Annotated in this window: 14 protein-coding genes; 11 read left to right on the top strand and 3 right to left on the bottom strand. The window is 70.4% G+C overall.

Features of this window, described 5'->3' with window-relative positions:
* Nucleotides 1-369: 369 nt before the first annotated feature.
* From LO762_RS26475 to LO762_RS26430, 10 genes are all read left to right on the top strand, one after another.
* On the top strand, nucleotides 370-1,059 hold the full coding sequence (locus LO762_RS26475; protein WP_230618727.1) for a hypothetical protein: 690 nt from the start codon (nucleotides 370-372) through the stop codon (nucleotides 1,057-1,059).
* A gap of 12 nt (nucleotides 1,060-1,071) precedes the next feature.
* On the top strand, nucleotides 1,072-1,791 hold the full coding sequence (locus LO762_RS26470) for a hypothetical protein (protein ID WP_230618726.1): 720 nt from the start codon (nucleotides 1,072-1,074) through the stop codon (nucleotides 1,789-1,791).
* Nucleotides 1,792-1,878: 87 nt separating this feature from the next.
* Nucleotides 1,879-2,607: a hypothetical protein gene (locus tag LO762_RS26465; RefSeq protein ID WP_230618725.1), complete on the top strand. Its 729-nt coding sequence runs from the start codon at nucleotides 1,879-1,881 to the stop codon at nucleotides 2,605-2,607.
* A gap of 265 nt (nucleotides 2,608-2,872) precedes the next feature.
* Complete coding sequence (gene dnaK / locus LO762_RS26460) at nucleotides 2,873-4,714, top strand: molecular chaperone DnaK (protein WP_230618724.1); 1,842 nt, start codon at nucleotides 2,873-2,875, stop codon at nucleotides 4,712-4,714.
* Nucleotides 4,711-5,274, top strand: coding sequence for a nucleotide exchange factor GrpE (grpE, locus tag LO762_RS26455; protein WP_230618723.1), 564 nt, complete (start codon nucleotides 4,711-4,713; stop codon nucleotides 5,272-5,274). The genes dnaK and grpE overlap by 4 nt, the downstream gene beginning before the upstream one ends.
* A gap of 75 nt (nucleotides 5,275-5,349) precedes the next feature.
* Complete coding sequence (gene dnaJ, locus LO762_RS26450) at nucleotides 5,350-6,513, top strand: molecular chaperone DnaJ (protein WP_230618722.1); 1,164 nt, start codon at nucleotides 5,350-5,352, stop codon at nucleotides 6,511-6,513.
* 3 nt (nucleotides 6,514-6,516) lie between these two features.
* Nucleotides 6,517-6,939 (top strand): heat shock protein transcriptional repressor HspR, encoded by a 423-nt coding sequence (locus tag LO762_RS26445; RefSeq protein WP_230618721.1) that lies wholly within the window; start codon nucleotides 6,517-6,519, stop codon nucleotides 6,937-6,939.
* A gap of 27 nt (nucleotides 6,940-6,966) precedes the next feature.
* The gene (clpB, locus tag LO762_RS26440; protein WP_230618720.1) at nucleotides 6,967-9,561 is read left to right on the top strand and encodes an ATP-dependent chaperone ClpB; all 2,595 of its coding nucleotides are present in this window, start codon (nucleotides 6,967-6,969) and stop codon (nucleotides 9,559-9,561) included.
* Between the two features lie 493 nt (nucleotides 9,562-10,054).
* On the top strand, nucleotides 10,055-10,345 hold the full coding sequence (locus LO762_RS26435) for a hypothetical protein (protein ID WP_230618719.1): 291 nt from the start codon (nucleotides 10,055-10,057) through the stop codon (nucleotides 10,343-10,345).
* Nucleotides 10,346-10,646: 301 nt separating this feature from the next.
* Nucleotides 10,647-12,206 (top strand): alkaline phosphatase D family protein, encoded by a 1,560-nt coding sequence (locus LO762_RS26430; RefSeq protein ID WP_230618718.1) that lies wholly within the window; start codon nucleotides 10,647-10,649, stop codon nucleotides 12,204-12,206.
* 313 nt (nucleotides 12,207-12,519) lie between these two features.
* Here LO762_RS26430 and LO762_RS26425 read toward each other — a convergent pair whose 3' ends face one another.
* Nucleotides 12,520-12,789: a hypothetical protein gene (locus LO762_RS26425; protein ID WP_230618717.1), complete on the bottom strand. Its 270-nt coding sequence runs from the start codon at nucleotides 12,787-12,789 to the stop codon at nucleotides 12,520-12,522.
* Between the two features lie 193 nt (nucleotides 12,790-12,982).
* Between LO762_RS26425 and LO762_RS26420 the strand changes: the two genes are divergently transcribed.
* Nucleotides 12,983-13,789, top strand: coding sequence for a UTRA domain-containing protein (locus LO762_RS26420; RefSeq protein WP_230618716.1), 807 nt, complete (start codon nucleotides 12,983-12,985; stop codon nucleotides 13,787-13,789).
* Nucleotides 13,790-14,466: 677 nt separating this feature from the next.
* Here the strand turns inward: LO762_RS26420 and LO762_RS26415 are convergent.
* Both LO762_RS26415 and LO762_RS26410 read right to left on the bottom strand, forming a co-directional pair.
* The gene (locus tag LO762_RS26415; protein ID WP_230618715.1) at nucleotides 14,467-15,027 is read right to left on the bottom strand and encodes a tetratricopeptide repeat protein; all 561 of its coding nucleotides are present in this window, start codon (nucleotides 15,025-15,027) and stop codon (nucleotides 14,467-14,469) included.
* A gap of 73 nt (nucleotides 15,028-15,100) precedes the next feature.
* Nucleotides 15,101-16,420, bottom strand: a complete 1,320-nt coding sequence (locus LO762_RS26410; RefSeq protein ID WP_230618714.1) for an NYN domain-containing protein — start codon at nucleotides 16,418-16,420, stop codon at nucleotides 15,101-15,103.
* Between the last annotated feature and the right edge of the window lie 138 nt (nucleotides 16,421-16,558).

Genomic DNA, 16,558 nt, shown 5'->3' with positions numbered 1-16,558 from the left:
GAGCACGCGTTTTCCGGCGAGCGCGAGCGCGACCGCCGTGCCCGCGAGCCCGACGATCAATGTGATCAGGAACACTGTTCCGTCCTCCTGGGGTACGGCCATTGGCTGAAGCGTAGGGCTCGCCGCCAGCTGGAGCGCGTGCGGGTCCCGTGTTGTACCGATGAGTAACTTACCAAGCCCGCGCCACGCGCTCGCACCGTAGTGGACCGGTCAAGGCAAGAGGTACCCCGCGTTTCCCGTTCGTGACACAGCAGACCTTGGATTGGGTGATTTGTGACGTTAGTCTCAGCGACGCCCCCAATCCCCCAGAGGCACACAGAGGCGGGCGTTCGCCTCACCGGTATCCCCACCCCCCAAGGAGCCGTGTTCATGCGCCGCGTCATCATCACAGGGCTTGCCGCCCTCGCCCTGGGCCTCGGGCTCGCCCAGGCGCCCGCGTCGGCCGACAACCCGTACACGCCGTCCGAGGCGGACTTCGCCGACTGCCCCGCGAAGCCCGCGGGCGCCTCGGACTGGACGTGCTTCGTCATGACCGCCCTGGACGGCCAGTTCCGCCTGAAGAACATGAAGGCCCGGATCAACTCGCCCTACCGGCTCACCATCGGCCAAGGCAACGTGAACGGAAGCAAGATCGCCGTCCTCGGCTCGCTGAAGGGCGACCCCATCCCATTCGTCACGGGTGTGCTCGGCACCCCGCTGGAGATCCCCGACCCGACGGGCTGGAAGGTCCAGATCGAGGCTGCGGGGCAGGTCTCGCCCGGCATCCTCTACCCGTCCAAGGTCGGCCTGAAAGCGCGCCTCATCGGCGACGGCCTCGGCCCGAACTGCTACATCGGCTCCAACGCCGCCCCCGTCACGCTCGCCCCCCGCATCCAGTGGGCGCTGCCGTGGGTGATCGGCGGGCACCTCATGAACCGGACGAAGGTCTACGACGACGTCTTCGCCATCGACTGGGCGACCGGCTGCGAGAGCCAACTGCCCAACGTGCTCATAGGCGCCGCGAACGCCACAAGCAACCACTTCGACGCCACGTGGGCGATCCGTACCAAGAAGCTCTAAGGACGTACCTCGATGAGATTCCGCCGTACCGGCGTCGTCCTCGGCGCGCTCGCCCTCGCCCTCGGCTTCGCCGCCCCCGCCTCGGCCGCGGAGCAGCCCTACGTCCCCTCCCCCGCGGACTTCTCCGACTGCCCCGCCCAGCCGGCGGGCGTGACGGACTGGACGTGTTACGTATCCATCGCCCTCGAAGGCGGCTTCACCCTCGGGACGCGCAAGCACATCCGCATCCTTATCGACAAGCCGCTCCGCGTGACAGCCGCCGAAGGCAAGGCGGCGGACGGCTCCAAGGTGACGGCCTGGGGAGGGGTCACCCAGCCGCAGAACTTCAAGGTGGTGACGGTGGTTCCGGGCACCAACGTCATCCTGTCCACCCTTCCGGAGATCGAAGGCAGGTTCGTCGGGCTCGGCCTGAACCGTCCGGACTCGATCCACGAGTTCAAGGTCAGGTTCCAGCTGTGGAGCCCGGGCGGCCTGCTCGGTCCGAACTGCACGATCGGGACGGACGCCGCCCCCGTCGTCCTGAAGCCGCAGAGCACGGTGTCGCTGCCGTGGCTGTTCTGGCTGACGCCCGGCGTCAAGATCTGGGCGAACGAGAAGGCGTTCGCGCTTCCGGCGTCCACGGGTTGCTCGACCTATCCGCTGCTCGGCCACCCGGACAACCTGCTCGGGCTGCCCGCGGCGGCCGGGGTCAACTCCGCCGACTTCACCTGGGCCGTCCGGCAGAAGAAGTAAGTACTGATTGTTATCAGAACAATCTTCCGCTCGGCCCAAACGCGAACCTACCCTCGCGTCTACACCACCCCCCTCCGGGAGCACCCTATGAAGAAGCTTCTGCGTCGCGCCGCGATCAGCGCCGCCGCTGTCGCCGCCGCGCTGGCGCTCGCCCCGGCGGCGCCCGCCACGGCGGAGAACCCCTACACGCCGTCCGAGGCCGACTTCGCGACCTGTCCTCCCAAGCCCGCCGGGGCGACGGCCTGGACGTGCTTCGTCTCGACGGTCGTGGACGGCACCATCGAGATCGGCTCGATCCGCGTCCTCGTGGACAAGCCCGTCCGCCTGGTCACCGCCCAGGGCAAGCTCGCCGACGGGTCCACCGTCGCGCGGGTGGGCAGCCTGACCAGCGGCGAGCTGACGATCCAGACCCCGCTCCTGGGCACCCCGATCTACACCGAGGACCTCACGGGCACCAAGGTGAGGATCGAGTCCACCGGGTCGGTCGTGGCGGGCACCGTCATGCCGAAGGAGTTCGGCGTCAAGTTCCGCTTCCTGCACCCGCTCATGATCGGCAACTGCTACGTGGGCACCGACGCCGCGCCGATCACCGTGAAGCCGCGCATCGGCCTCGCCCTGCCGGAGGTCCGCCAGGGCCTGCTCATGGCGCGGGTCTGGACGACGGACAACGCCTTCGCGCTGCCGAAGGCCAACGGCTGCGGGCTGATCCCCGGCGGCCTCGTCGACCTGATCGTCAACGACCGCTTCAAGCTGCCGAACAAGGTGGGCGACAACAAGGCCGCCTGGAACTGGATCGTCCGCCACAAGGACCTCTGACGACCGCTGACGCCCTCCCCGGCGTCGTCTCGCGAGCCGAACGGGCCCGCCGCCTGAACCCCCGACAGGCGCGGGCCCGTTCTTGTTTGTCCGTCGGGCTCCGTTTGCCCGGCGGAGGGGTACCAACTCGGAATAGGCTGCGTCACACCGGTGCTTGAGCAACTAAGTTGAGCCATCCTGACTCAACTCATTTGACACCAACCGGCGCGCGGGGCATCCTGGGACCTGTCAGAGCCCCGATTGAGACAGACGGAGGAAGCGGACGATGGCACGTGCGGTCGGTATCGACCTCGGGACGACCAACTCGGTCGTCGCGATTCTGGAGGGCGGCGAGCCCACCGTGATCGCAAACGCGGAGGGGTCGCGGACCACGCCGTCCGTCGTGGCCTTCGCGAAGAACGGCGAGGTGCTCGTGGGTGAGGTCGCCAAGCGGCAGGCCGTCACCAACGTGGACCGGACCATCCGCTCGGTGAAGCGGGAGATCGGCACCGACTGGAAGGTGTCGATCGACGGCAAGGACTTCACCCCCCAGCAGATCAGCGCCTTCGTGCTGCAGAAGCTCAAGCGCGACGCCGAGGCGTACCTGGGCGAGAAGGTCACCGACGCGGTGATCACCGTGCCCGCGTACTTCAGCGACCACCAGCGGCAGTCCACCAAGGAGGCCGGGCAGATCGCCGGCCTGAACGTGCTGCGCATCATCAACGAGCCGACGTCGGCCGCCCTCGCCTACCACCTGGAGAAGGAGGGCGACGCCACCATCCTGGTCTTCGACCTCGGCGGCGGCACCTTCGACGTCTCCCTCCTGGAGGTCGGCGACGGCGTCGTGGAGGTGAAGGCCACCAGCGGCGACAACCACCTCGGCGGCGACGACTGGGACAACAAGGTCGTCGAGTGGCTCGTCACCAAGTTCAAGAACGCCCACGGCGTGGACCTCTCCAAGGACAAGATGGCGCTCCAGCGCCTGCGCGAGGCCGCCGAGAAGGCGAAGATCGAGCTGTCCTCCTCCGCGGAGACGACGATCAACCTGCCCTACATCACCGCCTCGGCCGAGGGCCCGCTGCACCTCGACGAGAAGCTCACCCGCGCCGAGTTCCAGCGCCTCACGTCCGACCTCCTCGAGCGCTGCAAGGCGCCGTTCCAGCAGGTCATCAAGGACGCCGGGGTCACCGTCGACAAGATCGACCACGTGGTCCTCGTCGGCGGCTCGACCCGGATGCCCGCGGTGACGGAGCTGGTCAAGGAGCTCGCGGGCAAGGAGCCCAACAAGGGCGTCAACCCCGACGAGGTCGTGGCCGTCGGCGCCGCGCTCCAGGCCGGTGTGCTGAAGGGCGAGGTCAAGGACGTCCTGCTGCTCGACGTCACCCCGCTGTCGCTCGGCATCGAGACCAAGGGCGGCATCTTCACCAAGATCATCGAGCGGAACACCACGATCCCGACGAAGCGCTCGGAGACCTTCACCACGGCCGACGACAACCAGCCGTCCGTGGAGATCCAGGTCTACCAGGGCGAGCGCGAGATCGCCGCGTACAACAAGAAGCTCGGCACCTTCCAGCTCACCGGCCTGCCCCCGGCGCCGCGCGGCGTCCCGCAGATCGAGGTCTCCTTCGACATCGACGCGAACGGCATCGTGAACGTCTCGGCGAAGGACCTCGGCACCGGCAAGGAGCAGTCGATGGTCATCTCCGGCGGCTCCGCGCTGCCGAAGGACGACATCGAGCGAATGATGCGCGAGGCCGAGCAGTACGCCGAGGAGGACCGCCGGATCAAGGAGCAGGCCGAGATCCGCAACCAGGCCGAGACCCTCACCTACTCGACGGAGAAGTTCGTCAAGGAGAACGAGGAGAAGCTGCCGGAGGACCTCAAGAAGGAGGTCACCGACGGCATCGCCGAGGTCCGCAAGACCCTCGAGGGCACGGACACCGACGCGATCAAGGCTGCCGCGGAGAAGCTCAGCCAGTCCTCGCAGAAGCTCGGCGCGGCCCTGTACGCCCAGCAGCAGGCCGAGGGGGGCGCGGGCGCGACGCCGCCCGGCGCCGAGCAGGCCCAGCAGCAGGACGACGAGGTCGTGGACGCCGAGATCATCGACGACGACAAGGACACCAAGTGAGCAGTTCTCAGGAAGAACCGGTGATCCGCGACTCGCGGCGCATCGATCCTGAGACGGGCGAGCTGCGGACTCCGCCTCCCGCCGAGGAGGAGTCCGCGGCGCCTGCCGAGGAGGCCCTCGATGACGCCGCGGCCGCCCAGTTGCAGGAGCAGCTGGACGAGCGGACGAAGGACCTGCAGCGGCTGCAGGCCGAGTACGTCAACTACCGCAAGCGCGTCGAGCGCGACAGGGTGGCCGTGCGGGACCAGGCCATCGCGGGCGTGCTCACGGACCTGCTGCCGGTGCTCGACAGCGTCGACAAGGCACGCGAGCACGACGAGCTCGTCGGCGCCTTCAAGTCCGTGGGTGAGTCCCTGGAGACGACCCTCGGCAAGCTGGGCCTGGAGAAGTACGGCGCGGTCGGCGATCCGTTCGACCCGAACGTGCACGAGGCGCTGACCCACATCCCGTCTCCGGACGTGGCGGAGGACTCGGTGCTGGAGGTCTACCAGCCCGGATACCGGATCGGCGAGCGCGTGATCCGGCCGGCCCGCGTGGTCGTCGCCGGACCACAGGACTGAACGAGAACACCGAACACGCCCCGGGGGCGGCGGCGCCCCCGGGGCAGATCCGAAGCACATTCTGAAGGGGAGCCGGTGAGCACCAAGGACTACCTTGAGAAGGACTATTACAAGTCCCTCGGTGTCGCCAAGACCGCCACCCAGGACGAGATCAAGAAGTCCTACCGGAAGCTCGCTCGCAAGTACCACCCCGACGCCAACAAGGGCGACGCCGAGGCCGAGGAGAGGTTCAAGGAGATCTCCGAGGCGTACGACGTCCTGTCGGACGACAAGCGCCGCAAGGAGTACGACGAGGTCCGGACGTACGGCGGCGCGTTCCGCGGCGGCGGCGCCGGCGGCGGTCCGCAGGGCTTCGACCTGAACGACCTGTTCGGCAACACCGCGGGCAGCGGCGCCGGCGAGAAGCTCGGCGACCTGTTCGGCGGCCTGTTCGGCCGTGGTGGCGGCGGCACCCGGACGACGTCGACGCGCAGGCCGCGCCGGGGCCAGGACGTCGAGTCCGAGGTCACCCTGACGTTCAGCGAGGCGCTCGACGGCATCACCGTGCCGCTGCGGCTGTCGTCCGAGGCGCCGTGCCCGACGTGCCGGGGCACCGGCGCGAAGGCGGGCACCCTGCCTCGGGTCTGCCCGTACTGTGACGGCACCGGCCAGGAGACCCGCAACATGGGCGGGTTCGGGTTCGCCGAGCCGTGCAGCCACTGCCACGGCAGGGGCATGGTCGTGGACGACCCGTGCGCGACGTGCCACGGCAGCGGCCGCGCCATCGGCACCCGCACCATCCAGGCGCGCATCCCGGCTGGCGTCAAGGACGGCCAGACGATCCGGCTCAAGGGCAAGGGCGCCCCCGGCGAGAACGGCGGCCCCGCGGGCGATCTGCTGGTGAAGCTGAAGGTCGCCGCGCATCCCGTCTTCGGCCGCGACGCCGACAACCTGACCGTGTCGGTCCCCGTGACGTTCCCCGAGGCCGCCCTCGGCGCGGAGATCCTCGTGCCCGTGCACGGCGGACAGCCCGTCAAGCTGCGCATCCCCGAGGGCACACCCAACGGCCGCACCTTCCGGGTGCGGGGCCGGGGCGCGACCCGCCGCGACGGCAGCAGGGGCGACCTGCTCGCCACCGTCGAGGTGATCGTGCCGCAGAAGCTGACCGACGAGGAGCGCGAGGCGCTGTCGGGGCTCGCCGAGACCCACCGGGGCGACGAGCTGCGGGAGAGCCTGGTGCAGCAGGCGAGGGAGGGGTAGGCCGTGGACTTCCCCGATGACACACCCGTGTACGTCATCTCGATCGCGGCGCAGTTGTCGGGCCTGCACCCGCAGACACTGCGCACCTACGACCGGATGGGGTTGGTCTCCCCCGGCCGGGCCTCCGGCCGGGGCCGCAGGTACTCCGCGCGGGACATCGCGGCGCTGCGCGAGATCCAGCGGCTCTCCCAGGAGGAGGGCGTCAACCTCGCCGGGATCCAGAAGGTCCTCGACCTCCAGCGCGCGAACGCCGAGCTGCTGGAGGAGCTGGCGCGGCTCCGCCGGCTCGTCGAGGAACTCGGCAACGAGCTCGAATCCACCAGGGCGGTGGCCGCGCGGCTCGCGCAGCGGCGTGGGGAGGGGCGCGGGGGCGACCTTGTCCCGATCCGGCAGACCGGGGTCGTCCTTTGGCGCAAGCAGGACTGAACGACGGAACGACGCGGGGGTTGATCCATGGACTACAAGCTGACCAACAAGAGCCAGGACGCGGTGTCGGTCGCGATCCGGCGGGCGGCCTCGGAGGGCAGCCCCCAGGTGGAGCCCGCGCACCTGCTGGCGGCGTTGCTGGCGCAGAGTGAGGGCACGACGGTGCCGCTGCTGGAGGCGGTCGGCGCCGACCCGTCGGCGGTCCGGCGGCGCACCGAGGAGCTGATCGCGGGCCTGCCGAAGGCGCAGGGTTCGACGGTCGCGGCGCCGCAGACGTCCCGGCCGTTGCTCGCGTCGCTGAACACCGCGGCGTCGCGGGCCCGCCAGTTGCAGGACGAGTACGTCTCGACCGAGCACCTGCTGGTCGGCCTGGCGACGGACGGCGGCCAGGTCGCGACGATGCTGCGCGAGGTCGGCGCGTCCCCCGACGCGCTGCTCGACGCGTTCGAGAAGGTGCGCGGCCACGGCCGGATCACCAGCGAGAACCCTGAGGACACGTTCCAGTCGCTGGAGAAGTACGGCGTCGATCTCACCCAGAAGGCGCGGGACGGCAAGCTCGATCCGGTCATCGGGCGGGACGCCGAGATCCGGCGGACGGTCCAGGTGCTCTCCCGCCGCACGAAGAACAACCCCGTGCTGATCGGTGAGCCCGGCGTCGGCAAGACGGCGGTGGTGGAGGGGCTGGCGCAGCGGATCGTCACCGGCGACGTGCCCGAGTCGCTGCGCGAGAAGCGCCTCATCTCGCTCGACCTCAGCGCGATGGTGGCGGGCGCGAAGTTCCGCGGTGAGTTCGAGGAGCGGCTCAAGGCCGTCCTCAACGAGATCAAGGAGTCCGAGGGCCAGATCATCACGTTCATCGACGAGCTGCACACCGTGGTGGGCGCGGGCGCGGCCGAGGGCGCGATGGACGCGGGCAACATGCTGAAGCCGATGCTGGCGCGCGGCGAGCTGCGCATGATCGGCGCGACGACGCTCGACGAGTACCGCGAGCGGATCGAGAAGGATCCGGCGCTGGAGCGCCGCTTCCAGCAGGTCTTCGTCGGCGAGCCGTCGGTGGAGGACACCATCGCGATCCTGCGTGGGCTGAAGGGCCGCTACGAGGCCCACCACCAGGTGCAGATCTCCGACTCGGCGCTGGTGGCCGCCGCGACGCTCTCGGACCGGTACATCACGTCCCGGTTCCTGCCCGACAAGGCCATCGACCTCGTGGACGAGGCGGCCTCCCGGCTCCGGATGGAGATCGACTCCCGTCCCGCCGAGATCGACACGCTCCAGCGCACGGTCGACCGGATGAAGATGGAGGAGATGGCGCTCGCCAAGGAGTCCGACGACGCGTCCCGGCACCGGCTGGAGAAGCTGCGCGCCGACCTCGCCGACAAGCAGGAGCACCTGAACGGGCTCGTCGGCAGGTGGGAGCAGGAGAAAGCGGGCCTCAACCGGGTCGGCGAGCTGAAGAAGAAGCTTGACGACCTGCACAGCCTCGCCGAGCGCGCCCAGCGCGAGGGCGACTTCGAGACGTCCTCGCGGCTGCTGTACGGCGAGATCCCCGCGCTGGAGAAGGAGATCTCCCAGGCGTCGGAGGCGGCCGAGACGCGCGGCGCGATGGTCAAGGAGGAGGTCGGGCCCGACGACGTCGCGGACGTGGTGTCGGCCTGGACGGGCATCCCCGCCGGACGGCTCATGGAGGGCGAGACGGCCAAGCTGCTCCGCATGGAGGACTTCCTCGGCAGGCGGCTCATCGGCCAGCACGACGCCGTCGTCGCGGTGTCGGACGCGGTGCGGCGCTCCCGCGCGGGCGTCGCCGACCCGGACCGGCCGACGGGCTCGTTCCTGTTCCTCGGCCCGACCGGCGTCGGCAAGACCGAGTTGGCCAAGGCGCTCGCGGACTTCCTGTTCGACGACGAGCGCGCGCTCACCCGGATCGACATGTCGGAGTACTCCGAGAAGCACAGTGTGGCCCGTCTTGTCGGGGCGCCTCCCGGTTACATCGGGTACGAGGAGGGCGGCCAGCTCACCGAGGCGGTGCGGCGGCGGCCGTACAGCGTGGTGTTGCTGGACGAGGTGGAGAAGGCCCATCCCGAGGTCTTCGACCTGCTGCTCCAGGTGCTGGACGACGGGCGGCTCACCGACGGCCAGGGTCGCACCGTCGACTTCCGCAACACCATCCTCATCCTCACCTCCAACCTCGGGTCGCAGTACCTGGTGGACCAGTCGCTGACCCGGGAGGCGCAGCGCGAGGCGGTGCTGAAGACGGTGCGGATCGCGTTCAAGCCCGAGTTCCTCAACCGGCTCGACGACGTCATCGTGTTCGACGCGCTCTCGCCCGACGAGCTCGCTGAGATCGTCGACCTCCAGGTGGAGCGGCTCGCGCAGCGGCTCGCCGACCGCCAGCTCACGCTGCGGGTCACGCCCGAGGCGCGGGCCTGGCTGGCCAAGACGGGCTTCGACCCCGCCTACGGCGCCCGGCCGTTGCGCCGCCTCGTGCAGACGGCGATCGGCGACCAGCTCGCCAGGGGCCTGCTGTCGGGCGGGATCCGCGACGGCTCCGAGGTCGTCGTCGAGGTCGATCCGGCGGGCGACAAGCTGTCCGTGCACGCGACGGTGCCGCTGAACAAGCGCTGACCAGTGTCCTTTCCGGCCCGCACTCCTTTCCGGGGTGCGGGCCTTCGCCATTCCCGGACGGCTCCGCCACGGGCGCGACGGCGTCCACGAGAGCCAATTTCCGAGTTCGTCCATAATTGTGTTGACAGCTCCGGAGTGCCCCTGTAGTTTTACGGACATGGAGATCTGATCCCTTCCGGTTGAGCCGCAAGACGGCTCCCACCCCGTGGGCCACGGCCCGCCCGCCGAGTACCGGCGCCCGTCCTTCGGGCCGTCCGCTCCCCGGGCAAGCCCGCCCCTGCCCCGGCGTATGTCCGGTGTGGCATCCCGTTTCTGACGCGAGAACGCCCTCGCCGTCCGGAACACCCTCACGCACGTCACGGAGAACTCCGCGTTCCGCGCCGCGGTCCGCCGGTTTCTCCCGCCGCGCGCGCCTTTCGCCCACCCGATGATCCGGTGCATTTTCCGCTTCCTTTCCTCAGCCTCTGTGCTGCTCTTTTCCGGAGGATTTTCCATGCGTGAAACCGGCCGAATTCAGCGACCCCTCATTTCCGCGGACGACATCTCCGCGGCCCTCATCCAGCCCGAGAACTCCTTTCCCGAGGCCCTGCCCGAGATCGCCAAGCCCGAGGCCGTCCTGCCAGAGATCGCCAAGCCCGAGGAGGCGCCCGTGCCCGCCCGCAAGCCGAGCAAGAAGACCGCGTTCAAGCGCGCCGACCGCCGCACCGCCACCTTCGCCCCCCGCACCCGCGCCAACGCCCGCTCCCTGCCCACCCGCCGCATGAACAACCGCGCCGGCCGCTGACCCCACAGCCCGTCTGAAGCCACTCCCCCAGGGCCGCCACCCCCCAACCGGCGCGCCCTCCCCCGCACCCGCCCACCCCCCGGTGGCCGGGTGCGGGGTCGCCCCCATTTGGCACAGACCCCCACCCACCGCGTCGCAGGCATCCACCGCGTTGGTGTGTCGGTACAGCGGCGCGTTGATGCGTCGGCGCGACGGCACGCCGCTGCGTCCGCGTGGTGGTACGTCGGTGCGCTGTGTGTTGATGGGGTGGGTGTTGGTGTTGGTGTGGACGGGGGGCCGGAGTTCCGGTGCAATGGGGGCTATGACGGGATTGGTGTTGGGGCCGCTGCTGCGGTGGGTCGGGGAGCGCGGGGCGACGGTCTGGGTGGAGACCGCGGAGCCGTGCGAGGTGACCGTGCTGGGGCGGACCGAGCGCACGTTCGCGGTGCACGGGCACCACTACGCGCTCATCGACGTCGAGGGGCTCGAACCCGGCAGCACCACCCCCTACGAGGTGCACCTCGACGGACGCCGGGTGTGGCCGGAGGCCGGAAGCGAGTTCCCAACGAGCGTCATCAGGACCGTCGATCCCGAGCGCGCGCCCTCGGTGGCGTTCGGCTCGTGCCGGATCGCGCCCGCCGCCACGGCCACACACGGCGTCGACGCGCTCAGCGCCTACGCGCACGCGCTGAAGGACGGCGCGGAACCGCCGACGGTGCTGCTGATGATCGGCGACCAGGTGTACGCCGACGGCACCGGCGAACGGATGCAGGCGTTCATCAGGGGCAGGCGCGACATCACCGAGGAGCCCGGCGCCGAGATCGCCGACTTCGAGGAGTACACCGAGCTGTACCGGCTCGCCTGGGCGACCGACCCCGCCGTCCGCTGGCTGTTCTCGACGGTCTCCGTCCGGAGCGTGTTCGACGACCACGACGTCCGCGACGACTGGAACACCTCCTACGCGTGGCGCAAGGAGATCACCGCGCTCCCGTGGTGGCGGGACAGGATCGTCGGCGGCCTCGGCGCGTACTGGCTGTACCAGCACCTCGGCAACCTCTCCCCCGACGAGCGGCGCGCCGACGTGCTGCTCGCCGAGGTGCGCGCGGCGGGCGACGGCGGCGCCGCGCTCGACACGTTCGCCGAGCGGGCCGACCGGGAGCCGGAGACGGCCCGCTGGTCCTTCCGCTTCGACCTGGGCCGCACCCGCGTCGTCGTGGTGGACAGCAGGGCGGCGCGGCTGCTCACCGCGGAGCGGCGGGCCATGCTCGACGACGCCGAGCACGCCTGGTTCGACGCCCAGCTCACCGGCGACGTCGACCAACTGCTGATCGCCAGCTCGCTGCCGTTCCTGCTGCCCCCGGTGATCCACTACGCGGAGGCGTGGAACGAGCCGGTGGCGGCGCGCGGCGAGCGCGGCTTCGGCGAGAAGCTCAGGCGGTTCGCCGACCTCGAACACTGGGCCGCGTTCCGGCTCAGCTTCGACGCCGTCGCGCGGGCCGTGCTGGAGGTCGCCCAGGGCGCCAGGGGAAACGCGCCACGCTCGATCGCGTTCCTCGGCGGCGACATCCACTACAGCTACCTGGCCAGGGCCAAGGGCGGACTGCCGATCTTCCAGATCGTCTGCTCGCCCTTCCGCAACCCCCTCACCGGCGTCATGAAGTGGGCCAACCAACTCGCCTCCGTCCGCCTCCTCAACGGCCCCGCCCGCCTTTTCGCCCGCACCACCGGCGTGCGCCGCCCCCCCTTCACCTGGCACCTCACCGACGGCCCCTGGTTCAACAACGCCATCGCCACCGTCACCCCGAACACCGTCACCTGGCAAACCCCCAACTCCCCCACCTCGCTGCGGGTCCTGCACAGCGCCGCCCTGCGCGACGACTGAGCCCGCCAACCCCACCCGAGCCCGCCCGACCACCTGCCTAACCTCCTCCCGAACGCTCGCTTCGCCTCCGCCGCCAGCCGAGGATCAGCCCGCGGCGCAGTGATCAGCAGTTCTCGGAGCAGCTCCAGCGACAGGGCCTCGACTAGGCGATCGGTGGCGCGTGTGGGTCCCGGCACGTAGCCGAACCAGCCACCGCACGCCTCACCCCACCAGACGCGACAACCTGGAACCTCACGCTCCAACGCCGCCGCCTGACGCGCCTGCGAACGCCTCGCCTCATCCTGCGCGGCGGCTTCCCGACTCAGCCGCACCATCACCGACCGCCCCCCACCGCTGAACGAAGACGACCCGCCAGCGCGGGCATCGACGTCTCCCACACCACCAACGCCAGCAGCGCCCGCACGTTCGACGCCGGGCACTCCGCGTCACCGTCGTCCCCGACCTCCAGCACGAACCCGCCCCCGGCCATCCGACGCGGGCGCACACTCGTCCCGACAACCATGCCCCGACGGCTCACGAGCAGATACGGGCGCTGGTCCTGCCAACGCAACCGCGCTCGCACCCCTACCGCTGCCAACGGCATCCGCAACAGCATCAACGCCGCCCACTCGACCCGCGCCCGGTGTGCCGGATATCCCATATCCTGGACCACGATGGGAACCTCTACTTCCGATCAAGGCCCAGCGGCGTAGCCGCGCCGCTGGGGCCGCCATCTACTGGTCTCGCGAAGGGCTCGATAGCGGCGTCCGGGCATGACGTGGCATGGATGGATAGACGTGGACTTGAGGACGCTGAGGGACATCTCAGCCATCGGTGACCCGATCGAGCGAGCGCGGGCGGTCAGCCGCGCCATGACCGAGCAGCAGGGCATCACCGAGGAAGCGGCGCGCGTCAGGCGGGGAGCGATCGCCGAAGCACGCGAAGCCGGGTACAGCCTGGAGGAGATCGCCAAGGCCCTCGGGGTCACACCAGGTCGGGTATCGCAGATGCGCAAAGGACCGGTCGCCAGGGCACCGGAACCGCCGGTCAGCCAGGGACCGAAAGTCATCGTGCAGCGCGCCCTGCCGACCGACCCCGGCACGCGCGGCTCGGTCTCCCTCTTCCTCACCGAAGCCGAACGCCAGGGCATCCGACCCGGCCGCACCATGCTCTACACCGGCCCGGAGGCGTCCAGCGAACACGTGGCCGCAGCCCTCCGCGTGGACAACGGCGAAGACGTCATCGCGCGACGCAAGATGATGCTCGCCAACGACGTCCCCGTCCGCATCGCGACGAGCTACTTCCGCGCCGACCTGTTCGGCGCGACACGGCTCGCCGAACCGGACTTCGTCAAACCGACCCTGCAAGCCGCCATCGAAGCGCTCGGCTACCGCTTCGGCCACGCCGAAGAGACGCTGACGGCACGCCCCGCGACGCGCTTCGAAGCCGACACCCTCGAACTCGACCCAGGTGAATGGGTCGTCCAAGTCCTCCGCGCGTCGTACTCCACCGAGGGAACACCCATCCACGTCCTGGAGACGATCTGCGCCGCCACCCGACACATCTTCCCCATCGGACAAGTCGGCGGCCTCGACGAGTTCTGAGTGCGTGATGTCCTGCCCTTGGAGATCGAGCGGAACCGCGTCCGGGGGTCGGTTACGGGTGGGAGCCCGCCAAGGCGGCCCATGCCGCGGAGCCGTGTCCCAGCACGGCGAGCGAGCACACCGCAGCCACCACCGCACCACGGACACCACCCACGGAGACCCCCCGTCGAAAGAGCAAGTCGGTCCGCACAACCACCCACGGCGCCCGACTGCCCGGAACCGAACCACCAGCCGACAGCAAAGAATCTGGCCAGGACCAGAGGACTGGAGCCGACCGCCCGGCCGCAACCCTTCCGCGGCCCCCGCACCGGCGTGATGAAGTGGGCCGACCACCTCGCCTGCGTCCCTCTCCTCAACGGTGCCGCACAGCGCCGCGCCGCGCGACGCTGAGCCCGCGAACCACACACGCGCCCGCCTGACCACCCGCCCGAGCCCCCGTTCAACCGCCCGCCGAACCTCCGTGTGCCGGAACATCGTGCCCCCTTGTCTTGGTCTCGGCCGATGCCCCAAGCCTCCCCGCGAAAAACCCCGTTGAGCGCTGCGGACGCGATCTGTGGATAACTTTTTTTGGCCTGGCATATCCCATCTGACCAGGACGAACGCCGTGGAACGGCAAGAACGCGGCGGTCCGGGGACCGCCGCGTTCTGGGCGTTTTGTGGTGGTTTGGTGGGGCTGGTCAGGCGTCCAGGAGGGCGTCGTATTCGTCCTCGGGGCGGCCCAGGTCGACTCGGGCGCGGAAGCGTAGGCGGAGGAGGCCCTCCAGGCTTTCGGCGGCGTCGCCGCGGGTGCCTTCGGGGAGGGCCAGCACCAGGTCGGCGCCGTGGGTGGACCAGGTGTGGGCGCCGAGGAGGTCGCCGTGCTCGTAGAGGATCTCGGCGACGGAGCGGTACACCTCGGGGTCGGTCGGGGCGCTCTCCCGGATCTCGGCGAGCAGCCCGACGGCGCCCGCGTTGTCGCCCAGCTTGAGCAGGGCGTCGGCCAGGTAGACGCGGGGATCGCCGTAGGTGTCGCCGCCGTCCTCGATGGCGCGGCGGTACACCTCGGCCGCGCGCTCGTGGTCGCCCGCGTGCTGGAACTGCTCTCCGGCGCGGAGCAGCACCATCGCGCGGGTGAGGCCCTCGTCGCGGGTGGCGTTGTCCGCCCAGTCGGTGAAGGTCAACGCCGCGGAGCGGTGCTCTCCCGTCCGCAGGCTGTCGAACTCCAGGTCGTCGAGATCGCCTTCGGTCACGTGGGTCACGGCTAAGACGTTACCCGCGCCTCCCCGGGAAAACCGGAAGATTCCTCAAGATCGGCAGTGGGTGGCGGGGAGATCACCGACGGGAGCGTTCGAGCGCGTCCCAGAACCCGCGCCGCAGCGAGTGCCTGACCTCGTCGTGCAGGAGGAAGTCGATGGGCAGCGCCGAGCCCTGGAGCAAACGCGCCTCCAGGTCGGAGGGCATCCGGGGCTTGCGCGCGAGCACCGCCTCCAGCCAGAGCGCCGGCGCGTCGCGGGCGACGGACTCGCCGAACTCCTGGCCCTCGGTGTGCGCCGCCTTCACCGCGTCCGCCAGGCTCGGCCCGGGAGACGGCACCGACGGCTGCGGCACGACCGGCATCGCCTGGGCGCCCGTGTAGGCGGCGGCCGGGGGCGGCGCGGAGGGCGCGGCGGGCGGGCTGAGCGGGTAGGACGGCAGCGCCGTGAAGGACGCGGAGCCCGAGCCGAACTGGGTGGGCGGGCTGGCGGTGCCGAAGGGCGACGGGCTGGGGGCGGGCGTCGGGGTCGTGGGCTGCGAGGTGTAGCTGGGCTGCGGGGAGGGCGCCACCGAAGAGGTGCTGGAGAAGGGGATGCCGCTCAGGACGTTGCCGGTCGAGGAGGGGGGCGCGAGCTGGTGCGCGGGGGCGGGGGCCGGGGCGGGCGGGGCGACGACCGGGGTGGCGACGGGGGTGGCCGCCGGAGGGGAGAGCGTGGATCCGAGCCCGTTGGTCAGGGACGACGCAAGGGACGACCCGTTGGGCGACGTCCCGGCCAGGACGCTCGCCAGCGACGGCGGAAGCGAGGAGACCGAGGACTCGACCGGACGGGACGTGCTCTCCGGGACGGCCGAGGCCGCGCCGCTGGGGGAGAGCGCCACGTAGGGCCGCAGGTGGCCGGCGCCGATCTCGATGAGGTCGTCGCACTCCTGGCGCAGGATGCGCGAGATGGTCCAGTTGCCGTCCACCGCGACGTGCACGACGGTCACCCGGATGCCGAGGTCCTGGGCGTCCTGCAGGACGGTGGCGAGGTCCTCGTCGCCGCTGACGACGACGGCGTCGGCGATCGCCTGGTTGCGGGCGAGGGTCATGAGGTCGCGGTGCAGCTCGGTGTCCACGCCCTCGGGGCGGCCGGGGCGGCTGCGGCCCATTCTGAGCTTGAGCCCCGGCAGGTCGGCGAGCGCCTCGTGCTCGGGCGTGCGACGGCCCTCGACGCTCGTCTCGTACCAGTAGCAGCGCAGCAGTGGCATGCCCGCCCGCTCGCGCGCCAGGTTGCCCAGCAGCTGGAGGAGTCCGGCATAGTCCCACGACACCTGGTCGCGCTGGCGGATTCCGTGCACCGCCATCGCGCCGTCAGCCAGCAGGTAGCCGGCGTCTACGAACAGCGCACAGCGTTCCACGTGGCGACACCTCTCCGACCCCGAGTGGAGGTCTGACCCGTTACGACCCAGCTCAGAGCCCGAGCGGCTCCGGCCTGATTAGCCACTCTCGCCGTATGCCGTTCCGGCGATTCGCCATCCTTCTACGCACACATACCG

Origin of the sequence: Actinocorallia sp. API 0066, from assembly GCF_020991275.1 — a bacterium.
Classification (GTDB): Bacteria; Actinomycetota; Actinomycetes; order Streptosporangiales; family Streptosporangiaceae; genus Actinocorallia.
The sequence above is the reverse complement of the archived record's forward strand: the minus strand, read 5'-3'. Positions and strand labels throughout refer to the sequence as shown.